The following is a 21,771-nucleotide window of genomic DNA, read 5'->3' on the forward strand; positions in this document are numbered from 1 at the left end:
TTTTAATCTAGTTTTTGTTCTTCTTTATCTGTTGGATTTACCCAATTGGTGTCTTCCATGGTAAACTCGCCAGCCATAAAATGTTCATAGTAATTCCAGCCTTTTTCTTCTGAATAACCATAGGTATTAAATACATTTCCGTTTCCAAACATTCTAGGGTCTTTTTGGTCTTTTAATATCTTTTCCATTCTGTCTTTCATGTCTGATTTTAATCCTTGTAAATTAGCATCAAATGCTAAATTGTTCATGCATTCAACATCATTTTTGATATTAAAGAACTCTTCATTTGTGGTTCTTTTTCCCATAGAACATTTCCAATATTTGTCTTCTTTACCTTCTCTAAATAGATTTAATATTTCTGTTTTGGTCGGTGAACCATCAATATCTAAATATCCAATTTCTGGATTTCCAGCTGGCCATAGAGAAATATCGTAGTTATATAGATACAAATAGTCTTCTGACATAATACCACGAATAGGGTAGCCTTGATTATTTGGTCTACTGTAATCATGCCTTTCTTTTCCAATAACAATCATATCTCTTTCTGGATTAACTTGACCACTTTTTTCTGAATTAAAAATATCGGTCAAACTTTTACCAGGAGAACTTTTCATACCCGATTTTTGATAATCTATACCTGCCAATTCTAAAATTGTAGGTGCAAAATCAATGAAACTAATCATATCTTTCACAGTTCTTCCAGGATTTTTTATTCCTTTTCCCCACATAATTGCCAATGGCACATGGTTAGAATATTTATATTCTTGCGCTTTTACTCGTGGAAATGGCATCCCATGATCTGAAGTGAAAACGATGATTGTATTGTCTAAAACACCTTGTTTTTCAAGTTCTTCTATCATTTTTTCTAAATGAGAATCCGCATATTCAATTTCTAAAGCATAATCTAGCATGTCATTTCTGATAACTTCATTATCTGGCCAAAAAGAAGGAACTGAGTCAATTTCAGTTATTTTTCTACCTTTTCTAACTCCCGAACCATATTCATATCTGCGATGTGGCTCTCTTGCTCCATACCAAAAAAACCATGGTTTATCTGTAGTATCTTTTAAAAACTCATTAAAATTTGATGCATAATCTTCATTACTCATTTTATTTGCCCAAGGTTTTGTTTTGATGGTATTATAAGATTCGCCTATCAGCAATCTTTTTTCACCGTTTATTTTTCCAGGATCACCAGGACCCCAACCTTTTCCTGTTTTTCCAGTTTTATAACCGTTTTCTCTAAGAACCTCAGGGAAGGTTCTGAATTTTGCTGGAAAATTGTTGACATGATTAGCTCCTTCTTCTAATTGCCAAGAATTACGACCCGTAATTAATGAAGCTCTAGAAGGTGCACATTTTGCATTTGGAGTGTAAGCATTGGTAAATAAGATTCCATTTGCTGCCAACTTATCAAAAGCTGGCGTATTTACCCAATCATATCCATAAGCGCTCATGTGAGGAGAAGCATCATCCATGATACAAAATAAGATATTGGGTCTTTGAGTTTCTTTTTTATTCTCTGTACACCTAGCTAATAAAAAAATGGAGAAAACAAGAAATATTAGTGGATTCATTTAAGTATAATAGTTTTTATTATTATTGAATAATTAAAAAGGGCCTTATAAATTAGCAATTTTATCTAACTTATAAAGCCTATATATTAGTTTAGTATTTACAGATTAATTCTTGTAATCCAACTTCAATTTTTTTTATTAGAATTTTAAAAATGTAACACCATTTCCATTGATTTTTACATCTAAATTTTTCAACTCTTTTTCAGCCCAAATATCATATAATTTTCTGCTATCTTGAAATGCTAAATCTTTCATTTGTAAAGAAACAAATTGGGGTTTTTCTGACCTATTAAAAATACCAATCCAGCCTTCACTTGTTCCTTTTTTCGGGGTTTTCCAAATCTCTATACCGTCTTTTTCCATAATAAGACTTCCCATAACTCCATTTTGGTTACACGCAATAACTTCTGGATTTGTGATTAATTCTAAAGAGAAATCTTCTAAAGTTGGTAAGTCTCCTCCCATCATTAGAGGAGATGCAGCAAGAGCTCTCATAGTGATAAAAGTGTACATTTGATCTTTAGTTAAATCGCTTTGTCTAGTCCAACCTTTACCTGCAAGTAGCTCCACATTACTTAATTCTCCAGATTGTATTTTATCTAATATTTCTTTTTTGGATTCATCTCCTTTAACACCTTCTGGTTTAGGAGACATAAGCTGTAGTTTGCCAAAAGGTATCATATCCATATCTATCCAAAAACCAGGTTCTTCTTTGCCTTGCCATTTTTTCCAAGCAGCAAAACATTGGTCTATTCCTTTCTGCTCATCCCATATATCGTGAGTAACCCGCAACATATTGGCTCTTTTGAAAGAATTAATTGCATAAGAATCAACTTTATTTCCAGGACTTAAACTTAAAACAATAGGCCTACCACTCTGTTCTATAGCATTAGCAATACCCTCTATTTCTTCTGGAAAAGGAACTAAGTCATCGTATTTTAAGAAATCTACCCCCCAATCTGCCATCTGGTTAATTAGCGAATTATAAAATTCTTGTGCTCCTCCTTTAGACATGTCCACACCATAATTTTGATCGTTCCATAAACAAATACTGGTAGTATCTGCAATATCTCTTGCCGTATATTTAGTATCTTTTATTGGTGTATCTTTCTCGAAAGCTACCCTAGGAATTCCTCGCATTAAGTGGATGCCAAATTTTAACCCTAGTTCATGGCATCTGTCAATTATTGGTTTTATACCATTTGGAAAATAAGTTTTAGAAGGCTGTAAAAGTCCGTATTCATTGATGTTTAATTCTTGAGCATGTTTTTCTGCGGGGTACATCGTACCTTCTTTAAGTTTGAACTCTCCAAACCAACCTGCATCAATTACAAAATATTCGTATCCATAAGGTTTTAACTTTTTTGCAAAGGCTTCTAAATTGGCCATGGCAGCATCTTCATGTAAATAAACACCATAACTATCAAAACTATTCCAACCCATAGGTGGTGTATATGCCAGTTTTGTGTTGGTTTTACTTTTTTGATCTTTATCTTTTTTAGGTAAAAAACCGAATATTACTGCAGAAAATAATAGTAATGCTGATACAATGAGTAGAATTTTTTTTGATTTCATAATTATATAATAGACGTTTTTATTTCATTTTTTTAAAGTAAGGTAATCTTTCAATAGGCACTTCAATTTCTATAGTTTTACCTCCTCTATATTTTTTACCTAGTTCATCAATCCATCTTCCCTTGGGCAAGATTACATTTCTAGAATACGTTTCTTTAGTAACTACTGGGGCTACAATAATATCATTTCCTAAAACAAATTGATCTTTAATCATTTCATATCCATTTCCTGGAAAAGCCAATTCCATTGGTTTAACAATGGGTTCTCCTGTTTTCGAAGCTTCTTTTGCTAATTTTAAAATATGCTCTCCAAATTTTAAATGAAGCTTTGCCATATCTAAACATATTTGCTTGTATTTTTCTGAAGTTAAAACTCTCCAAGGAGCTACAGAAAACTGCATCATAGGCATTAATGCATGAACTTGTGCAGACCTAACAATGAGCTCTTCGTCTATTGTAGAAGCTTTTAAAAAAGATGTGTATTGACCTCCTCCAATCATATCTGGACACGTATAGGCATAACCCATCACACTCTGAGACATTTGATCTGGTATTAATTTTCGTAAATCTCCCCAGCCATGATTTTTATCTCTCAATCTTTGTGCTAATGGCAAACCTGCCATTTTCCATGATGCTCTGTACTCATTTAGAGGGTAGTTTAATCCTAGCTCAGCAAAGTATCTAGTATGATCATTAGGAATAGACTTATTAAACGAAATTATTCCACCTTTGTAAAATTGTGCATCTCCAGCATCAAACTTAAAACCATCTACACCATACTCTTTAATTAAATAGTCTAGTTTGTCTTTAAACCATTTCATTGCTTTTGGATTGCTTAAATCTAAACAAGCGCTAGCACCATTCCACCATCTGATAACAGCCGCTTTATTTCTAGTATTAGCCCATAATATATCTTGAGTTCTTTCTTTATCTAATAGTAGCATTCCATCAGCAGCTAACTGTCTAAAGTCTTGAGAATCTGCACTTACAAATGGACAAACCCACATCATTACCTTAAAACCCATTTTATGCAATTTTGCAATCATAGCTTTAGGGTTTTTAAATCTTTTGGATGAAAATTCCCAAGTACCATAGTCTTCTTGCCAGTTATCATCTATCATTAAAACTCCAGGAGGATAACCATTATCTATAATGCTTTGTGCATATTTAAGAATATCATTTTCGTTTTGGTCGTACATTAACTCAATCCAAGTATTATACTGTGGGTGAGTGAATAGTAACTCATCTGGAATTTCCCCATTTGATGGGAAAAATTTATTTGAAACATAGTTGTAGACAGATTTTAAGTTGTCTCCTTCTTGCCCAGTTAAGATTTCCCCGGTTTTTGATGTTACCGTTAATAAACCATCAGAAAAACTATATTTAATTGGGTCTTCAGACCAGACATACCTTCCTTTACTCGATAATAAAAGCGGTTGTGCCTGATTACCTTTATTATCGCCATATAAATCGAAACTAAAATTAGTTTGATTTGTGTAAGGTGTTTGATTTCCTAATGAGCTTAAGCCTGCCCACCAATATTCATCTTTTTCTATCTTAATTTCTACAGCTTTTTTTGATTGAGCTAAGTAGTTTAGGTTTATACTAATTAGAAATAGTAATAGTACATTCTTCATTGTTTTGATGCTAATATTATATACTCATTATTTAAACCAAATTAAAAAGGTTTAAAATAATGGGATTTTATTTTATTGAACTGTAATAACAAGTTCTCTATAAGTTCTATAAATGCCATACTCATCTGCTGATGCAGTTCTATCATTTTGATATCCGTCACCAGAATAATTTTTTTCACTTAAATTCGTTGCAATTAATGTAACAATATAAGTACCAGGGTTATTGTAAGTATACTGCAAAGTTTTTTCGTATTTATCTACAGCGAATCCTGTTGAAAAGCCACTATCAGGAGCAAGTATTACACTATTGTTTTCAAAGAAGATATCGACTATATTTCTAATAGTTTCGCCATTTAATTCAGGAATAAATTCCCAAATTTCATAAGCAGCAGTTAATTTATTAGTATACTCCTTATCAATTAGAGTAGCGATTTCAGACATCACATTATCAATATCATATTGTTGATTTATACCGACATTACCATTGTAGGTAGTAATAAAAGGTATTAAGTAATCTTTTATCTTTGGTAAACTATCTGAGACCAATACTATTATTTCTTGGTCTAAATCTTGTCCGGTAGTGATTGCGATATGACTTTTTTCAAAATCATGATTCTCATCTCCTGTAAATATTACAAAAGTATCTGCAGACCCTGAAATTGTAAATGTTAATGACTCGCCAGCTAGTGGTTCTAAATTACTAATGGATAAGCCTACATTTGGTAAATCCTCTTCACTACAACTAATTAGAATGCTGGTAGTGAAAATTAATATTAAAAAATTCAAATAATGTTTCATTGTGATAAGTTTTGGTTTAATGACTTAGTAACCTGTGTTTTGAGTTAAATTTGGATTTGATTGCAATTCTGTATTTGGAATTGGAAGTAGTTGATGGAAGTCTTTAACATTATTTGCTGTGATATTCCAACCTCTACTTTCTACAGGTGTTGTGTTTAATGGTGCTTGCATTTGATCAACCAAATTTCCCCAACGAACTAAATCAAACCAACGTTTCGCTTCACCACCTAATTCTCTTGCCCTTTCGAACATTAGGTATTCTTTCATAGAAGCATAATCTGGGTAATCAGTAGCTGAAATATCTGGTAAAATACTAGGATCTGTTGTAAGCTTTCTAGGTAAAATATCTTCATGTAAAGTTTCTCTTGATCCATCTCCATTTACATTTCTTGCTCTAGCTCTTAGTTGATTTAGGGCATCAAAGATTGCTGCATTTGGACCATTATTAACCTCATTTGTAGCTTCTGCATAAATCAATAAAACTTCTGCGTAACGAAATACTGGCCAGTTCATATCTGCATCTCTAAATTGATAACCTGGGTTTCTAACTGGATAACGTCTAAATTTTCCAATTTTCCAAGGTTCCCAAGAGGGTCTGTTCAGAGCTAAAGTTCCATTTCCACTAACCCTTATTTGCGGAGTTGTCCATTCTTGTCTAACTAAGTCATTGGGTTCATAAATGGTATGAAAATAATCTGTTGCTGTAATGTTACCCCAGCTTCCACCTGCTTGAGGGTTTCCTTGAAGCCCCATATGTGCGCCAATCCAACTTCCTTCATCAATACCACCACCTTTAAATTGTACATCAAAAATAATTTCGCTATTTCCTTTATTTTCTACAATAAAAGCGTCTGGAAAATAAGGTACTAATTCAAACTCACCACTATCCATCACTTCTTTAGCATATTGCGCTGCAAGTTCAAGGTCTGCAATTCCATTTCCAGTATTATCACGTTTTGCCATACTAGCTCTCGTTAAGTATACTTTTGCCAGTAATGTTTTAGCAGCACCTACTGTCGCTCTGCCTTGTTGTGCTTCTGCCCTAGTATCTAAATGTTGTATTCCAAATTCTAAATCATTAATAATTTTTTCATAAATCATAGCTACAGGGTCTCTCGAAACCTCTAAGTTTTCTAACGAATTAGTTTCTGTTTCAAAATAAGGAACGTCTCCAAAATAACGTATTAGATTAAAATACATTAAGGCTTTTAAAAATTTTCCTTCTGCTACTAATGTGTTTCTGCGATCTTCATTCATATCAATATTAGGTACATGGGTTATCACAGCATTTGCTTCATTTATTCCAATAAAATGATCTCTCCATAATTCTAAAACTACTTGTACATTATCAGCTGAAAAGGTGTAGGTACCAATACCTCCTTGGGTATTCCAGTCTGCAGTTCTAACAAGGTCTGTTGTAATAAAATATTGTTTTGTACCTAAAACACCACTACGTTGTAAAGCATTATAAGCACCAATTAGAGCCGCTTCTGCATGGTCTGCAGTTTTGTAGTAATTCTCTGGTGATAATTGAGATAAAGGTTCTTCCTCTAAGAAACTTTGGCAAGCATTGAAGAAAATTATGATAATAAATACTGATAAATATTTTGCTAATTTTTTCATTTTTATATTTTTAATTTATAGTTTATAAGCTAAGTGATACTCCTACAGTAAAACTAATTGATCTTGGATAAGTAGCAAAGTCCACACCAGGACCAACTTTAGCAACTGTACCAAAACCAGTACTGACTTCTGGATCATACCAGCTATATCTAGTAAACATAAATGGGTTATTAACTCTTGCAAATAATCTAAATTTTTTAATATGATTTTTGAACATTATATTTTCTGGAAGCGTATAGCCTAATGTAATATAATCTACTTTTAAAAACGAACCATCTTCTACATACCCACTTCTCATAAAATTAGAATATGTATCTGGCGCATCACCATGTATGGTTCCATTAGGATTAAGAGGAGTAAATTTATTCGGTAAAAAGCCTGTTAATGTATTCCAGTTTCCTTGCCCTACTCTATCTAAAAATAAGGTATTTCCATTAATAATATCATTACCCACACTCCATCTTAGAAAAAAGCTGAAATCAAAATTTTTATAGTTCATTTCACTATTGAAACCTCCAATAAAGTCAGGTTGTGTATTACCAATAATTACTCTGTCGTTTGCATCAACTATACCATCTCCATTGATATCTTTAAATTTAACTTGTCCAGCTACATTTTCTAATAGCTGATTATTTGGGCTATTGTCAATTTCATTCTGGCTATTCAAAACCTCATCCTCTACATATCCAATAAAAGTGCCAACTTCTTCACCTACACGTAAAACAATTTCATCTCTAAAATTAAAATTAAATATTCTTGAAAAATACATTTCTTCACGTTCACCTAAATCTAATACTTTTGTTCTATTTGTTGAATAGGTAAAATTAGTAGTCCATTTAAAATTATCGGTGTCAAAGTTTATTGTATTTATAGCTAACTCAAACCCCCTATTACTAATAGCCCCAACATTTTTAACAGCAGAAGTAAAACCAGAAGTTAAAGGTAATTGTACTTCTAATAATAAATCATTCGTTTTTTTGTAGTATGCATCTGCTGTAATGGATATACGATTGTTTAATAAAGCTAGATCTATACCAACGTCAAATTGTCTAGTTCTTTCCCATCTTAAATCTGGATTCGAAACACTTCCAGGAACTTGTCCTACAACTAGCTCGTCTCCAAAAAGATATCTTTGTGTATTTAACCTTGCTAACGATTGATAGCTATTGATTTGACTGTTTCCAGTAACACCATAAGAAGCTCTAAACTTAAGTAAATCCAAAGCATTTAAATCTTTTATAAATTTCTCATTAGAAGCAACCCAACCCAATGCGAGTGAAGGAAAATATCCCCATTTATTGTTAGGGCCAAAAACTGAATTAGCGTCTCCTCTATAAGAAGCAGTTACTAAATATTTACCTGCGTAATTATAACCTAATCTACTTAAAAAAGAGACTGCTGTTTGTTTTGTAACAATATTTAATGGAAAATCCGTTTGTGCTGCTGATGTTAAATCGAATAACCCCTGAGACTGCTCTTCGAAATCTGAAGCCCCAAAAGTTTGAAAGGTTTGTTGTCTAGTTCTAGACTCAAATACTGCTGTAGCGTTAAAAGTGTGTTTTTTTATTCTTTTATAAAACGTTAATCGTGTTTGAAAATTAGAAGTTTGTGTATCTCGTGACCTAAATGTTGCAAAACCGTTTGGATCTTGACCCCTTCTAACCGATGTTGGATAAAATTGAGAGTCTGTATTTGTAAATCTATTTTGACCATAACTTGTATACAATCTAAAAGAATTTGAAAATTTATAGTCTAAAAATAAATTTGCTAATATTCTTTCTGTTTCAGCAAAATTTTGAACTTCATCTATATAGGTAAGCACGTTTTCAGCATTAAAAATGGCAGTTGGATCATCTTCTGGGTCATCATTAATATCAAAGTCATCTGGTGCAAAAGGATTATTTCTAAAAACCCCCCTTAACAATGAATTTTGATCCCAAACAGAAACTAAACCTTTAGTCTCTTTTAATGCGTATGTTATATTAGTGCCTATTTTTATTGATTTGCCTATATTTTGTGTAATGTTAGCACTTAAGTTGGTTCGGTTGAATTCTGAATTTTTTATTACTCCTTCTTGATTTAAAAACCCTGTTGATAATCTATATCGTAAACCTTCAGCCCCACCACTAAAACTTAAATCTACTTGATCCATTTGTGCTGGACGTGTTATTCTATCTATCCAAACATTTCCTCTTTGACCTGAATTTTGAATATCTAACCATTGTTGAACATTTGTCCTGTTACCACTATTCAAAAAGCTTAATTGAGGACCTCTACTTATTTGGAAATCTAAATATTCTTGATCATTTAAAACATTTGGGGAGTTATCCATAACCGATACGCCACGATTGTATTCGAGATTGATTTGAGGTTTACCAGACTTACCCAGTTTGGTTGTAATTAAGATTACACCATTTGCCCCCAAAGCACCAAATACGGCTGTTGCAGAAGCATCTTTAAGTACCTCTATAGAAGCTATATCGTTTGGATTTAAATCTGCTAATGGGTTTTGAGAAGGGTCACTATCATCTGGTATAATAGGAAAATCATCAATTACATATAAGGGTTGATTTCCTCCAGTTAAGGTAGAACCTCCACGAATTATAACTCGCACTCCTGCTCCTGGTGAATTGTCTGTTTGGCTTATTTGTACTCCAGAAACTCTACCAGCCAAACCATTTTGTATAGAAACAGGTTTACCCTTTTCTATATCACTCCCTTTAACACTTGCTACTGCTCCAGTTAAGTCTCTTCGTTTTGCAGTACCATACCCAATTACTACAATTTCATCCAGATTAGTAACTACGGTTTTTAGTTTTACATCTATTTTTTTATTATTTCCAACAAAAATAGTTTCTTCTTGATACCCTAAGTATTTGAAAAATAAGTTAGCAGACTTATCCTTGACTGAGATAGAATATACCCCATCAAAATCGGTAGTAGTACCATTGTTAGTGCCTACTTCACTAATATAAACACCCGGAATTGGGTTGCCTGTTTTTTGATCTACTACTTTTCCTGAGACCTCAAGTTTTTGTGAGAATAAAAAAAAGGGGGAAAACATTAATAAAGCGATTAAAGTAATTCTCATAATTATTTGGTTGATTTTTATTAAAATGTGATTGTTGTAAGAAATCATCTTAATTAGTATATTATTAATTTAAAAACAAATTATAATACTTAAACTAAGATTATGATAATTAAAAAAGGGGTTTACTCAATTTTTAATTATTATTGTTTTCAAAAATAGTTTTTATTTTTAGTTTCAATTGGAAAAAATTAGTCTAAAATGGCTATAAATTTGTTCTAGTTGTGGGTAATTTTAGTTTAAAATTGAATTTGAAATTAATTCAATAAAAAAAAGACTAATTTCTTTGTATTATTGTTGGTATGAGATTTACTTTTAAACTTTTTATTCTTCTTACAGTTATTTCTACTATTTCTGTTCAGTCACAGAATAAAACTTTTCATCAAATTACTTCAAAAGATGGACTTTCTCAAAGTGAAGTATATTCATTTTTAAAAGACAGTAAAGGTTTCATGTGGTTTGGTACCATAGATGGGTTAAATCGGTTTGACGGGTATAGTATTAAAATTTTTAATACAGAAAAAGATAATCTAAACTCGCTAACAAACAATACTATAAGAACCCTTCTAGAAGATAATCAAGGAAGAATTTGGATAGGTACTGATGATGGCTTAAATATGTATAGCTATATATCTGAAAAAGTTTACCAAATAATTCCAGTTTCTTTATCAAATCAAAAATTAATCATCCATAGTCTTTTGCAATATGGGAATTATTTGTATTTGGGTACAGGAAAGGGTTTATACAGAATTAAGTTAGATGATTTTACAGAACAAAAAAATGAGAAGGTTGTTTTAGAAGAAATTTTTATAGAAAATGAAAACGAAAAAAATACTGCTGTCCTCAATTTAAAAAGTTCACGTTTTGGGGGGTTCTGGTTACAAACTAATAAAACAATTCGTAGAGTTATTGCAGAGCCTCTCAATAAAAATGCATTAACTTTAGAAACCCCAGTATTAAACGAAAACTACAATTTTTTCGATTTAATAGAAGATAATGCCAATTATTTATGGATTACAACAACCAAAAAGGGACTAATTAGATACGATTTAAAAAAGAAACAAGAGCGAATATTCAATAAATCAAAATCAAAAGATGGACCATCATCTCTTAAATGTTCCAGTATTGCTATTGACATGGATGGTAATATTTGGTTCGGTACACTTGACAATGGACTAAATCTTATAAAGGAAACTGAAAAAAATAAAGAAAACATACTATTTCAACACATTAAATACAACCTTTACAATCCTAAGAGTATAAATTCAAATTTGGTTCGTAATTTATATGTTTCTGATGATAATATTCTTTGGCTAGGAACTATAGGCGCAGGTATTAACTATTATAATTCAGAACAAAAAAAGTTCAAGCATTATAGACTTCAAAGTGCTACTGGCAATGGTTCTAATTTTATCAGGTCTATTATTCAGAAAGACGATAATGTGTTGTGGGCTGGCACACATAATAACGGTTTTTATGAAATTGATAAATTTACCAAAGCCATAGAAAAAAAAGGATTAGGAAATACCTCTGTTTTTTATATCAAAAAGTACAAACAAAATTATTTTTTTATTTGTACAGGAGAGGGCCTTTACCTTGTAAAAGATATCGATAATAAAGTAGTTGTATTGGACCAATTTTCAACAAATGCAACTTTTTATATTATTGAAGGTCTTAAAGATTATTACTGGCTAGCTTCTTTTAATGGTTTGTATCGGTTAAAAGTTGAGAATAATCTTATTAGCGTAGATAAACACTACCTTTTAAAACCAAACCTGAAAGCAGCTCCAGCCAACTGTAGAGTTTTGTATTATAAAAACGAAGACTCAACCCTTTTGGTCGGTACTGAAGGTGGAGGACTCCATGTTCTTACTTTAGATGAGAAGCATGAAGTAATAATGGATAAGAAATATAAAAATAATGGCGAAAAAGGCTCAATAAGTAACAATTACATTAGATCCATAATTAAAGATAGTTTTAATACTTTTTGGATTGGCACTTATGAAGGACTTAATAGAATGGAGAAAAACAAAATCTCTAACAATTATGATTTTATTGCATACACAAAAAAAGATGGATTGCCTAGCAACATGATTAACTCAATTGTAGAAGACAATAATAAACATTTATGGATTGGAACAAATAACGGACTTTCAAAATTCTCATTAACAGAAGCTGTTTTTTTTAACTACTACGAAAGTGATGGTATTCAAGGCAATGAGTTTTCAGAACATACCGTTTTTAGTAATAAAAATGGCGAAATATTCATGGGAGGTATTAATGGTATTACTTCTTTTTTTCCTAACAAAATTCAAAAAAGTAAAAAATTACCCAAAACCACAATCACTGACTTTTTTATTGATGATATTCGAATTCAACCCAATCAAAAAATTAGTGAAATTATACCTTTAACCAAAGGAATCGCAATTTCAGACAGCATAACTTTACTGCCAAATCAGAATAATATCGGTTTTAATTTTTCATCAATGTTATATCCTGTTGTTAAAAAAATTACATATGCATATAAATTAGAAGGTTTTGATAAAAATTGGCAATACACAAAAAGCGACACAAAATTTGTAAAATATACCAATCTAGATTTTGGTAAATACACTTTTAAAGTCAAAGCCTCTAATGAGGACGGAATTTGGGAAAATAAGGGCAGGAGTATTTTTATTCACATACAAACTCCCTTTAAGTACAGTTGGTACGCGTATATACTTTATGCTTTAATTATATTTGCAGCTCTTATTTTCTATTCTTATTATTCTGTTATTCGCTACAACACAAAAAATAAATTACAGTTAGAAAAAGAACACAATAAAAAAGTAAAATCTCTTAACAAGTTAAGAACCCAGTTTTTCATAAATATTTCCCACGATTTAAGAACACCATTAACGCTTATTAAAGCTCCTTTAGACAGTATTATTAAAGAAAATAATTTAACGATTGGTACCAAAGAAAAGCTGCTTCTAGTTAAGAGAAACGTAAATCGCTTAAATTATTTAATTGAGCAGTTGCTAGATGTTAGAAGAGCAGAAAAAAGCAAATTAGATGTGCAGATTGAAATGAAAGATATTATAGATTTTACTCGGAAAGAAATTTCACATTTTAACTACGCAATTAGTAAAAAAGGTCTTGAATATACTATTAACTGTCCAAAAGAAAAATTAATTGTTGGATTTGACGTTCGTATGTTATCCAAAGTGTACTTTAATTTATTTTCAAATGCTATTAAATATACAGAAAAAGGTAAAATAGATGTCCTCATCGAAAAAGTAAATCAAAAAGATTATCAAATTCTAAACAACTCAAATTTTGACATGTTTGTTAAAGTTGAAGTAACTGATACCGGTAAAGGAATCTCTCCAAACCAACTTAAAAAAGTCTTTAAAAGATTTTATCAAGAGGATACCACTTATGGGAAAGGATATGGAATTGGTTTATCTCATACTTTTCAGTTAATTGAAGCGCATTTTGGCTATATTGAAGCAGAAAGCAAACAAAATCAAGGAACAACAATCCGTTTTTTTATTCCATATTCTAATAAATTCAAAAAAGAAACAGAAGAAATAATTATTGGTGAAGACGATATTTATAGAGAAGATTTTACTGATAAGGTTACTCAAGAAACAGAAGCAATTAGAACATCATTAAAAACATTATTAATAGTAGAAGATAATACTGATATGAGAATCTTTTTGAAATCCGAATTGAAAGAAAATTATAATATTTTAGAAGCTGGGGATGGTATTAAAGGTATAGAAATTGCAGAAAATAATGATGTAGATTTAATTATAAGTGATGTTATGATGCCAAATATGGATGGAATTTCGTTTTGTAATCATATTAAAAGTAAAATAAAAACAAGCCATATTCCCATCATATTATTAACTGCTAAAACAGATAAAAAATCTAAATACGAAGGTATAAGTATTGGAGCGGATGATTATATACCTAAACCTTTTGAAATAGAGTATTTAGCATTACGAATTAGAAAATTATTGGAGTCAAGAGAATTGTTAAGAAAAATTTTTCAAAAAAGAAATTTATCACTCAAACCATCTTCAGTAACTGTAAACTCATTAGATGAAAAATTTATAAAAGACTTATTAGAAGCTTTAGAAGAAGCTATACCAGAATCTGAGTTCAGTGTAACCTCTTTAGAAGATAAACTAGGTATGAGCCACTCTAATTTTTACAGAAAAGTAAAAAGTTTAACTGGTAAATCTGGGAAAGAACTTTTAGATGAAATGCGAATGAAAAGGGCTAAACAAATTCTTATTGATAATAAAAAAATTAGGATAGACGAAGTTGCTTATATGGTTGGTTTTTCTAACCCAAAATACTTTGGTAAAAGTTTTAAAGAAACTTTTGGTGTTTCTCCTACAGAAATGAAAAAAAGAAATAATTCTTCTGAAGATTTAAGTTAATAAAACATATAAGCTTTGAATAAGTTTAGAAAAATAGCTTTAAAATTGTTAATAGAATCTGTTTTACATTAACCTATTGCCGATTTTAACTGTAATAAGAGATATATCAACTCCAAATGATTGAGTGATTAAAAATATACAGATAACCAGTTTGTGAGCTTAGTTAATTATCTCCAATAAATTTAATTTCTATGATCTCAAAATCACTTTAAATATAATGTTTAATAAGTTGCTCCAAATTACACAATAAGGTAAAATAAACACATTAATAAAAAAAGATGAGCTTAAAAGCTCATCTTTTTTTAATGGTAATTATCTATTAACTATTTTTGTTTAATAGTTTAAACGAGTTTATTGTTTTTTATGGACTAAAGAAGCTCTAATTATTTCAGTTCCTCTTTTTCTACCAAACTTTTCTTTAACATCTTTCTGAAAATTCAAAAGAACTGCTTTAAACTTAGTTTTATGTTCATCTGTTCCTCTTTCATACTCTTTATTAATCTTTTTAAGTTCAATAATTTGGGCTTTTTTTAATTCAAAAAATGTAGTCTTTTCTTCCTCTGTAACATCAGAAAGGTTTTCTGATAAACTTGTTACAAATTTATTAGCTTGCTTTATAATTCTTTGTTCTTTTTTACTTTGACCAAAAGAAACGATTGTTACACTAACAAAAAGTAGAGTAAATAAAATTGATTTTTTCATGGTTTTATATTTTTTAAAAGTTAATATTGAAAAAAGGTTGAAATATAACAGATCAACCTTTTTTAATTATTTAATTTAAGTGTTTTTAGAAACCTGATCCAGGATCTGCAGGTACACTTTGAGCTTGTGCTTTTTGCGGATTCAAAATCATATAGGTACCTAATGCTGTTAAGGCAGCATATTTACCATAATTTCCTAATTTCTTCATCGCTTCTTTACGAGTGATGTTGTCTTTGTTTTCTTGTTGTTTCTTATTATTTGTCATGATATGCTTTATTTAAACGTTACTAGATTATTCTAATACAATTTTCTTGCTAATTTTTCCTTTTTCAGTAGTAAGATTTACAATGTAAACCCCTAAACTCAATTTAGGCAATCTAATAGCTGTAGTGCCTCTAGAAGTAAAATCTTGGTCTAACACTTTTTTACCTAGTATGTTGTAGATGGCTACATTAGCTTCTGTACTATTAACACCAGTAACTCTTAAGTTGTTGTTTGCTGGGTATATATTAACGCCAGTTAAAGCCACATCGTCTGTGCTTAACACACTACTAGCTGTATGTAAAAAGAAACGACCAGAACCATCTACAGCAGCATCTAAAGTAACAGTGTACTCACTATTTTCATCTAGTTTGGTAAACGTATTGTTTAGTCTATCTTCTAGATACACATTAAGCTCAGTAGGTAAGTTATTCGCTGTAGCAGTAAAGGTAATAGTTTTACCAGCTTCTGCAGTAATACCAACAGGAACTACCATATCTTCTAAGCCAGTGTTAGGTAAACCTTGAATTTGGTATTTTTTACCTTCGCTTTTAGCCACAAGGTTAGTATATACATCTAATTCGTTGGCAATACCACCAAACACTTCACCATCGTAACCATTATCGAAATCTGTAGTCGCATTTTCATCATAAAGAATTCTAGCAAAACGCTCAGAGCTACCATCAGTCATTTGTAAACGAACTTCTTGCTTGGCTGCTTTTTGAAAAGTACCTCCTGTTGCTTGCGAACCTTTAGCAATGGTTAAGTTAGTACTTGCATTAGCTCTTGCAAAGAACCCTTGCGTAGGTGCTAGTACAAATGCATCTGCAGTTACTTTAGCTTCGTAGTTACTAGTAGCTTGATTCCACACCCAAATAGTTTGGCTAACTAAATTGCCTGTATTTGCTGTTAAAAAAGCATCACTATTTATAGATGAAGCAAATGGGTTACCTAATAAGTTAAAGCCACTACCTGCATTACTTACTGCTACAGAAACATCTGAAGTATTAAGTGTAGTTCCTCTTAGTTCTTGTACTCTTCCTGCTGCATCTTTCTTAACAGAAAAACCAACACCTGTTGTGGTTGTAAAAGTTGCGCTTGCTTGTTTGTAGGTCCAGTCGTTAGTTGCAGTATTATAAGTACCAACACCAACATTAGAACCTTGACCAGTAGCTAATTGAAAGTCGCTTATGTCACCACCAAAAGGTGCACTCATTAAATACCAGTTACTGCTAGCTAGCGTTCTTCTAAAATTAAAATCACCAGTACCTAAGGTAACTGTTCCTTGAACTGTAAGCTCTGGTGCTGTACCTTGTAAAAACACACTTGCGTCTCCTTCTAAAGTTAAGTTATTTACACTTGTTTGTGCATTAAATATACCTACATTATTTCCTGTTTGGATAGTAGCATCAAACAAAGCATTAGGAACACCATTGGTCCAGTTAGCTGCATTAGTCCAACTATTATTATCAGCACCTGTAAAAGTGGTAGCGCCAGCAAAAGGTCCTTGAATAGCATCAAAGAAATACGTGTTATTTGCAGCACCTCCATCCACTATAATTTGTAATTTAGTATAATCTGTACTAGAAGTTCCAGTTATTGTAGAAAGATCAAAAGAAAGCTCTGTCCATCTTTTGTCAATTGAAATAACACCTGCAGGAGCAGTGTTTGTATCTTCATTGGCAGCAGTTCTTAATCTAACTTGGATTCTATTATTAGTATTATCTAAAGTACATGCATCTAAATAAACTCTTAATTTTACAGTACCCGAAAATGGTGTTTGTATAGGTGGTATTGCATATTCTAAAACAGAAAAACTTCCTGTTTTATTGAATTGAAGTACTGTACTAGCTGAATTACCATTAGTAGATGGCGTAGTAACATTTTCGGTTACAGAACCATTAAATTCAGAAGAAGCTGCTAGTTGGTTATCACCTTCTCTATTATTATACAGCCATAAATTTCCAGGGTCTAAGTCTGCAGTTACGTCTGCTAAATTTGGGTTTATTTGAAATTCTACATTATCAAAATAGAAAACCTCAGAAGAACCTGGATTAACTTGCTGTATTACCAAAACATCAAAACCACCAGCTGCATCAATAGCGTTATCTGTGGTAGTATTTCCAGTAGTTAAATTTAAACCAGAACCTGATATGGTTTGCCAAGAACCACCAGTATTGTTTTCTTGCCCTAAAGTAACGTTACTTGCTGCTATATTACCGCTACCATCAGTTGCTTGAATAGAAATTTTAAATAGCCCAGAACCTGAAGCACCAGAGCCTGCAATACCAACATAAGTACGAACTGAAAAACTTACAGCTTCATTTCTAGGTATTCTGTAAGGTAACGTAAAATAAATACCATGTGTAGTAGTATTTCCAGAAGTATCTGGAGTTATTCTTGAAACATTTGTGCTTGCATCTGCAGGTACTGGGTTAGCAACAGATTGATCATAGGTTGCATTTTGATTAAATCCTTCAGTGATTACAACACACTCATCAATGTCGTGTACTGGAAAAGTTTGCGAATAGCTAATTGCAGAAACAAAGGCTAAGGTAATAGAAAGTAAAAAGTTTTTCATTCTTAAATTTTTAAAATATTAATTTATAGTTAATCGAATTAAAAACAAAATTAGATTAAACAGAATAATTTTTTTGAATAAAAATTCTTCATTTTATGGTTAATAATAGGTTAGGTATTGAGCCAAAAAGTGTATAAGTAAAGTTATTCTGAAATTTTTAACTTATCTGCTTACAGGGAAAGTGTCATCAAAACTACCTTAAGATAAACTCATAATAGTTTCTGAGTGAGCTTTCATTAAAGTTTAGTTTTTTACTTCACGCCATCCCCAAGTATTTCATTTATTTGGAAGTTACAAACTGTAATAAATTGGGTGTCATTTCTTTTTACTAATCTAAAGTATTATCAAACAATATGGTATTTTTCTTTGTGCTACCGCTAAAATTTTTTCCGCGTTTCCATTTGATGGATTCCCTTCTATTTTTGGCTTCTGCAACTTGGTCTTCCATCCAAGTATTTAGATAAGTTTTATCCGCTTTATTTACAAATGCATTCAATACATAATCATCGGTTTTTTTCATTTGCGAGGAAAGTTGGAGTTTTAATTCATCAATTATTTCTTTGTAATTTGGATTATCAATTAAATTATTCAGAGCATTCGGGTCCTTTTCATAATCGTAAAATTCTTCTACTACTCTAAATTTCCAAAAATTAAAACGTTGTTTTACAGCATCATCAACCTTCGCCAATTTTGCCATTTGTTTATAGGAAGTGTGCCAAGTTGCCGCAGATTGAAAAACATAAGCACCTGTTGCCCAAGGATTAAATACATAACCATATTTTTTTGTTAATACAGCTCTAGAAGGTCTTGGAATTCCGCCTGCGTTTTCATCAAATTGGGCGAATACATATTTTCCCATTTGTTGCTTTTTTTGGTTCAACAAAGGTAAAATAGAATTGCCTTCCATACTTTTAGAAACAGAAAGCTTTGCCATATCTAGAAATGTCGGTGCTAAATCAATAGCAGAAACTATAGAATTATAATCAATTCTAGGAATATATTTTTTTGGCCAAGAAATAAGTAAAGGGGTTTTTACTCCGTTTTGATACACTGTAGATTTCGCAAAAGGAAATGGCATACCATGATCTGATAAAATAACCACAATCGTATTTTCTTCTAATTTGGCTTTTTTTAGCACATCTAACACATAACCTACACAATCGTCTCCTCTTCTTACAGAGTTGTAATAATTTAATACTTCTTGTTTAACCTTTTTATGATTTGGTAAAAAAGCAGGTACTTCCACATCATCTAGAGTATATACTTTTGAGGGTTTAAATTCTTTAAGTTCTTTTTTTGTTGCACCAGCATCATTAAAAAAAGGTTTATGCGGGTCTGCAATATTTACCACACAATAAAAAGGTTTTTTATTTTTGTTTCTTTCATTTATAAAGCTACTAAATTGTTTTCCGTATGATTTGGCGTCTCTTTTTTCTGATTTTTTAAATCCAAGTGTAGTGTCCCAAAAATCGTTAAAATTTGGACTCAAACTTGTGTCTGCTGTTTTATTAATAACTCCTGTAAAATAGCCACTTTCTTTAAGTAGTTCTGGAACTGTGTTTATGGTATTTTTCACATAATAAAACCCTCTCATTCCAGATTGATGCGGATATAAACCTGTTTGTATCACCACTCTAGATGGCGAACAATTTGGCGCTTGCACATAGGCATTTTTAAACAACACACTTTTTTTGGCAACTGCATCTATATTTGGAGTCAGATTTGGGATGATGCCACCATAACTGCTTGGCGAATCCCAATTCATATCATCTAATGTAATGAGAAGAATATTAGGTTTTGTTTCTTGCGCGTTTGCTAAAAGCGGAAATAGTAAACAGACTATCAATTTAAATGTATTTTTCATTTTTTTTATTTTTTTGTGGATTCATGGCCTCCAAAATCTGCTTCAGTAATCGCTCTTAATTCTTCCAAAGACTTGGTGTTTCCATAACCTTTTTTCAATTCCTTAAGTTCTTCTTTTAATTTACTAATTAAAGTTGCATGTTCATTAGAGTCAATTAAGTTGTTCATTTCTGACGGATCATTTTCTAGGTCGTATAATTCCCAAACATCAACATCATAATAAAAGTGAATTAACTTATATCGATCTGTTCGTATTCCATAATGAGGTTGGACATGATGCCATTTTGGATATTCATAATAATGATAATACATTGATTGTCTCCAGTCTTTTGGCGTATTTCCTTTTAAATTACTAAAAAAACTTTTCCCTTGGATTTCATCAGGAATTTTAACTCCAGCTAATTCCAAAACAGTGGGTGCAATATCAATGTTAGAAATAACATCATCAACCACAGTATTTGGTTTTATCACATTTGGGTATTTAATTACAAATGGCATTCTTAAGGATTCTTCATACATAAAACGTTTATCAAACCAACCATGTTCTCCTAAGAAAAAACCTTGGTCGGATGCGTAGATAATAATTGTATTTTCTTCCAAACCATTTTCTTTTAAATATGTTAAAACTCTTCCTATATTATCATCTACAGATTTAATAGTTGCTAAATAATCTTTAATGTAAATTTGATATTTTTCTTCCTGTAATTTTTCAGCGGAAAGATTTTTATCTAAAGAAACCGTTTGCCCTGGTTGGTTTCCATAATCCAACCACTTGCGAAGTTCTTTTTTCGATAGCGAGTTTGTTTGTTCTAATTTTAAATCTCTTCGATTCAAATAATCCATTGTCATATGTGTATCACCAGCCGTTTTTTCTCTTCCTTTATAATTATCATCAAAATTAGCAGGAACTGGTAAATCTTCATTTTCCCAAAGTTGTTCATATTTTTTGTCTGGTGCCCATTCTCTGTGAGGCGCTTTATATTGTAATAACAAACAAAATGGTTCATCTTCCTTTTTAGCAGATAACCATTGTAAAGCACTGTCTGTAGTAACGTTTGTTGCATATCCGTCTTCTTTTACTGGTGTTCCGTTTTCATTATACGTCGGATTCCAATACACACCTTGCTCACCATGTTCTATATGATATTTATAATAATCGAAACCTACAGGTTCAGAAGCTAAGTGCCATTTCCCAACTATAGCTGTCTGATAACCCGATTTTTGCAACGTTTTTGGATAAGACCACTGAGAACTGTCAAAATAGCCACCTTTATAGTTTTTGTAATATCCGTTTTTATGGCTGTATTTTCCAGTGATTATGGACGCTCTACTTGGACCACAAATTGCATTGGTGCTAAAAACATTTTTTAAAATTGCACCGTCTTTGGCAATTTTATCAATATTTGGTGTTGGGGCAAATTCTTTAAAAATGTCACTATAAGCAGAAATTGCATTTGTTGCATGATCGTCAGACAAAATAAAAACAATATTAGGTCTTTTACTTTCTGATGAGCTTTTTGTTGATTTTTGACAACTTATAAAAATGATAACTAAAAGTAGTACTGCTTTTTTCATAATATGGATTTGATATAGAACAAATTTAAATTTTAAGACAATATATTCAGTTTATTTTC

At 31.5% G+C, this 21,771-nt stretch carries 12 protein-coding genes; 1 reads left to right on the top strand and 11 read right to left on the bottom strand.

All coding sequences use genetic code 11. From position 1 onward, the window contains the following. Positions 1–2: 2 nt before the first annotated feature. The 6 genes from ACTG3V_RS04170 to ACTG3V_RS04195 all read right to left on the bottom strand — a co-directional run bounded on the left by ACTG3V_RS04170 (position 3) and on the right by ACTG3V_RS04195 (position 10,300). Positions 3–1,577: a sulfatase family protein gene (locus tag ACTG3V_RS04170; protein WP_439130879.1), complete on the bottom strand. Its 1,575-nt coding sequence runs from the start codon at positions 1,575–1,577 to the stop codon at positions 3–5. A 138-nt stretch (positions 1,578–1,715) separates the two neighbouring features. After that, entirely contained in the window at positions 1,716–3,152 is a 1,437-nt protein-coding gene (locus ACTG3V_RS04175) for a glycoside hydrolase family 27 protein (RefSeq protein ID WP_439130880.1), read from the bottom strand. A 19-nt stretch (positions 3,153–3,171) separates the two neighbouring features. Next, positions 3,172–4,788, bottom strand: a complete 1,617-nt coding sequence (locus tag ACTG3V_RS04180) for a glycoside hydrolase family 31 protein (RefSeq protein WP_439130881.1) — start codon at positions 4,786–4,788, stop codon at positions 3,172–3,174. Between the two features lie 72 nt (positions 4,789–4,860). After that, complete coding sequence (locus tag ACTG3V_RS04185) at positions 4,861–5,586, bottom strand: hypothetical protein (protein WP_439130882.1); 726 nt, start codon at positions 5,584–5,586, stop codon at positions 4,861–4,863. 24 nt (positions 5,587–5,610) lie between these two features. After that, complete coding sequence (locus ACTG3V_RS04190; RefSeq protein WP_439130883.1) at positions 5,611–7,209, bottom strand: RagB/SusD family nutrient uptake outer membrane protein; 1,599 nt, start codon at positions 7,207–7,209, stop codon at positions 5,611–5,613. Positions 7,210–7,231: 22 nt separating this feature from the next. Beyond that, positions 7,232–10,300 (bottom strand): SusC/RagA family TonB-linked outer membrane protein, encoded by a 3,069-nt coding sequence (locus tag ACTG3V_RS04195; protein ID WP_439130884.1) that lies wholly within the window; start codon positions 10,298–10,300, stop codon positions 7,232–7,234. A 299-nt stretch (positions 10,301–10,599) separates the two neighbouring features. Between ACTG3V_RS04195 and ACTG3V_RS04200 the strand changes: the two genes are divergently transcribed. Further along, on the top strand, positions 10,600–14,730 hold the full coding sequence (locus ACTG3V_RS04200; RefSeq protein WP_439130885.1) for a hybrid sensor histidine kinase/response regulator transcription factor: 4,131 nt from the start codon (positions 10,600–10,602) through the stop codon (positions 14,728–14,730). 351 nt (positions 14,731–15,081) lie between these two features. Here ACTG3V_RS04200 and ACTG3V_RS04205 read toward each other — a convergent pair whose 3' ends face one another. The 5 genes from ACTG3V_RS04205 to ACTG3V_RS04225 all read right to left on the bottom strand — a co-directional run bounded on the left by ACTG3V_RS04205 (position 15,082) and on the right by ACTG3V_RS04225 (position 21,712). After that, positions 15,082–15,432 carry a hypothetical protein gene (locus tag ACTG3V_RS04205; protein WP_439130886.1) on the bottom strand — a complete coding sequence of 117 codons (351 nt, stop codon included), beginning with the start codon at positions 15,430–15,432 and terminating at the stop codon, positions 15,082–15,084. Between the two features lie 85 nt (positions 15,433–15,517). Continuing rightward, the gene (locus tag ACTG3V_RS04210; protein WP_439130887.1) at positions 15,518–15,697 is read right to left on the bottom strand and encodes a hypothetical protein; all 180 of its coding nucleotides are present in this window, start codon (positions 15,695–15,697) and stop codon (positions 15,518–15,520) included. Between the two features lie 27 nt (positions 15,698–15,724). Next, the gene (locus ACTG3V_RS04215) at positions 15,725–18,274 is read right to left on the bottom strand and encodes a T9SS type A sorting domain-containing protein (protein ID WP_439130888.1); all 2,550 of its coding nucleotides are present in this window, start codon (positions 18,272–18,274) and stop codon (positions 15,725–15,727) included. A gap of 328 nt (positions 18,275–18,602) precedes the next feature. After that, positions 18,603–20,138, bottom strand: a complete 1,536-nt coding sequence (locus ACTG3V_RS04220) for a sulfatase family protein (protein ID WP_439130889.1) — start codon at positions 20,136–20,138, stop codon at positions 18,603–18,605. A 5-nt stretch (positions 20,139–20,143) separates the two neighbouring features. Then, a complete protein-coding gene (locus ACTG3V_RS04225) occupies positions 20,144–21,712 on the bottom strand; it encodes a sulfatase family protein (protein ID WP_439130890.1) in 1,569 nt (522 codons plus the stop codon). Positions 21,713–21,771: the final 59 nt, after the last annotated feature.

Origin of the sequence: Polaribacter sp. (genome assembly GCF_965660385.1) — a bacterium.
Taxonomy (GTDB): Bacteria; Bacteroidota; Bacteroidia; order Flavobacteriales; family Flavobacteriaceae; genus Polaribacter.

Coding starts and splice junctions, on each gene's coding strand:
- ACTG3V_RS04190 (WP_439130883.1), bottom strand. CDS start 7,209: ATGAAAAAATTAGCAAAATATTTATCAGTATTTATTATCATAATTTTC.
- ACTG3V_RS04220 (WP_439130889.1), bottom strand. CDS start 20,138: ATGAAAAATACATTTAAATTGATAGTCTGTTTACTATTTCCGCTTTTA.
- ACTG3V_RS04215 (WP_439130888.1), bottom strand. CDS start 18,274: ATGAAAAACTTTTTACTTTCTATTACCTTAGCCTTTGTTTCTGCAATT.
- ACTG3V_RS04210 (WP_439130887.1), bottom strand. CDS start 15,697: ATGACAAATAATAAGAAACAACAAGAAAACAAAGACAACATCACTCGT.
- ACTG3V_RS04180 (WP_439130881.1), bottom strand. CDS start 4,788: ATGAAGAATGTACTATTACTATTTCTAATTAGTATAAACCTAAACTAC.
- ACTG3V_RS04195 (WP_439130884.1), bottom strand. CDS start 10,300: ATGAGAATTACTTTAATCGCTTTATTAATGTTTTCCCCCTTTTTTTTA.
- ACTG3V_RS04170 (WP_439130879.1), bottom strand. CDS start 1,577: ATGAATCCACTAATATTTCTTGTTTTCTCCATTTTTTTATTAGCTAGG.
- ACTG3V_RS04185 (WP_439130882.1), bottom strand. CDS start 5,586: ATGAAACATTATTTGAATTTTTTAATATTAATTTTCACTACCAGCATT.
- ACTG3V_RS04225 (WP_439130890.1), bottom strand. CDS start 21,712: ATGAAAAAAGCAGTACTACTTTTAGTTATCATTTTTATAAGTTGTCAA.
- ACTG3V_RS04175 (WP_439130880.1), bottom strand. CDS start 3,152: ATGAAATCAAAAAAAATTCTACTCATTGTATCAGCATTACTATTATTT.
- ACTG3V_RS04200 (WP_439130885.1), top strand. CDS start 10,600: ATGAGATTTACTTTTAAACTTTTTATTCTTCTTACAGTTATTTCTACT.
- ACTG3V_RS04205 (WP_439130886.1), bottom strand. CDS start 15,432: ATGAAAAAATCAATTTTATTTACTCTACTTTTTGTTAGTGTAACAATC.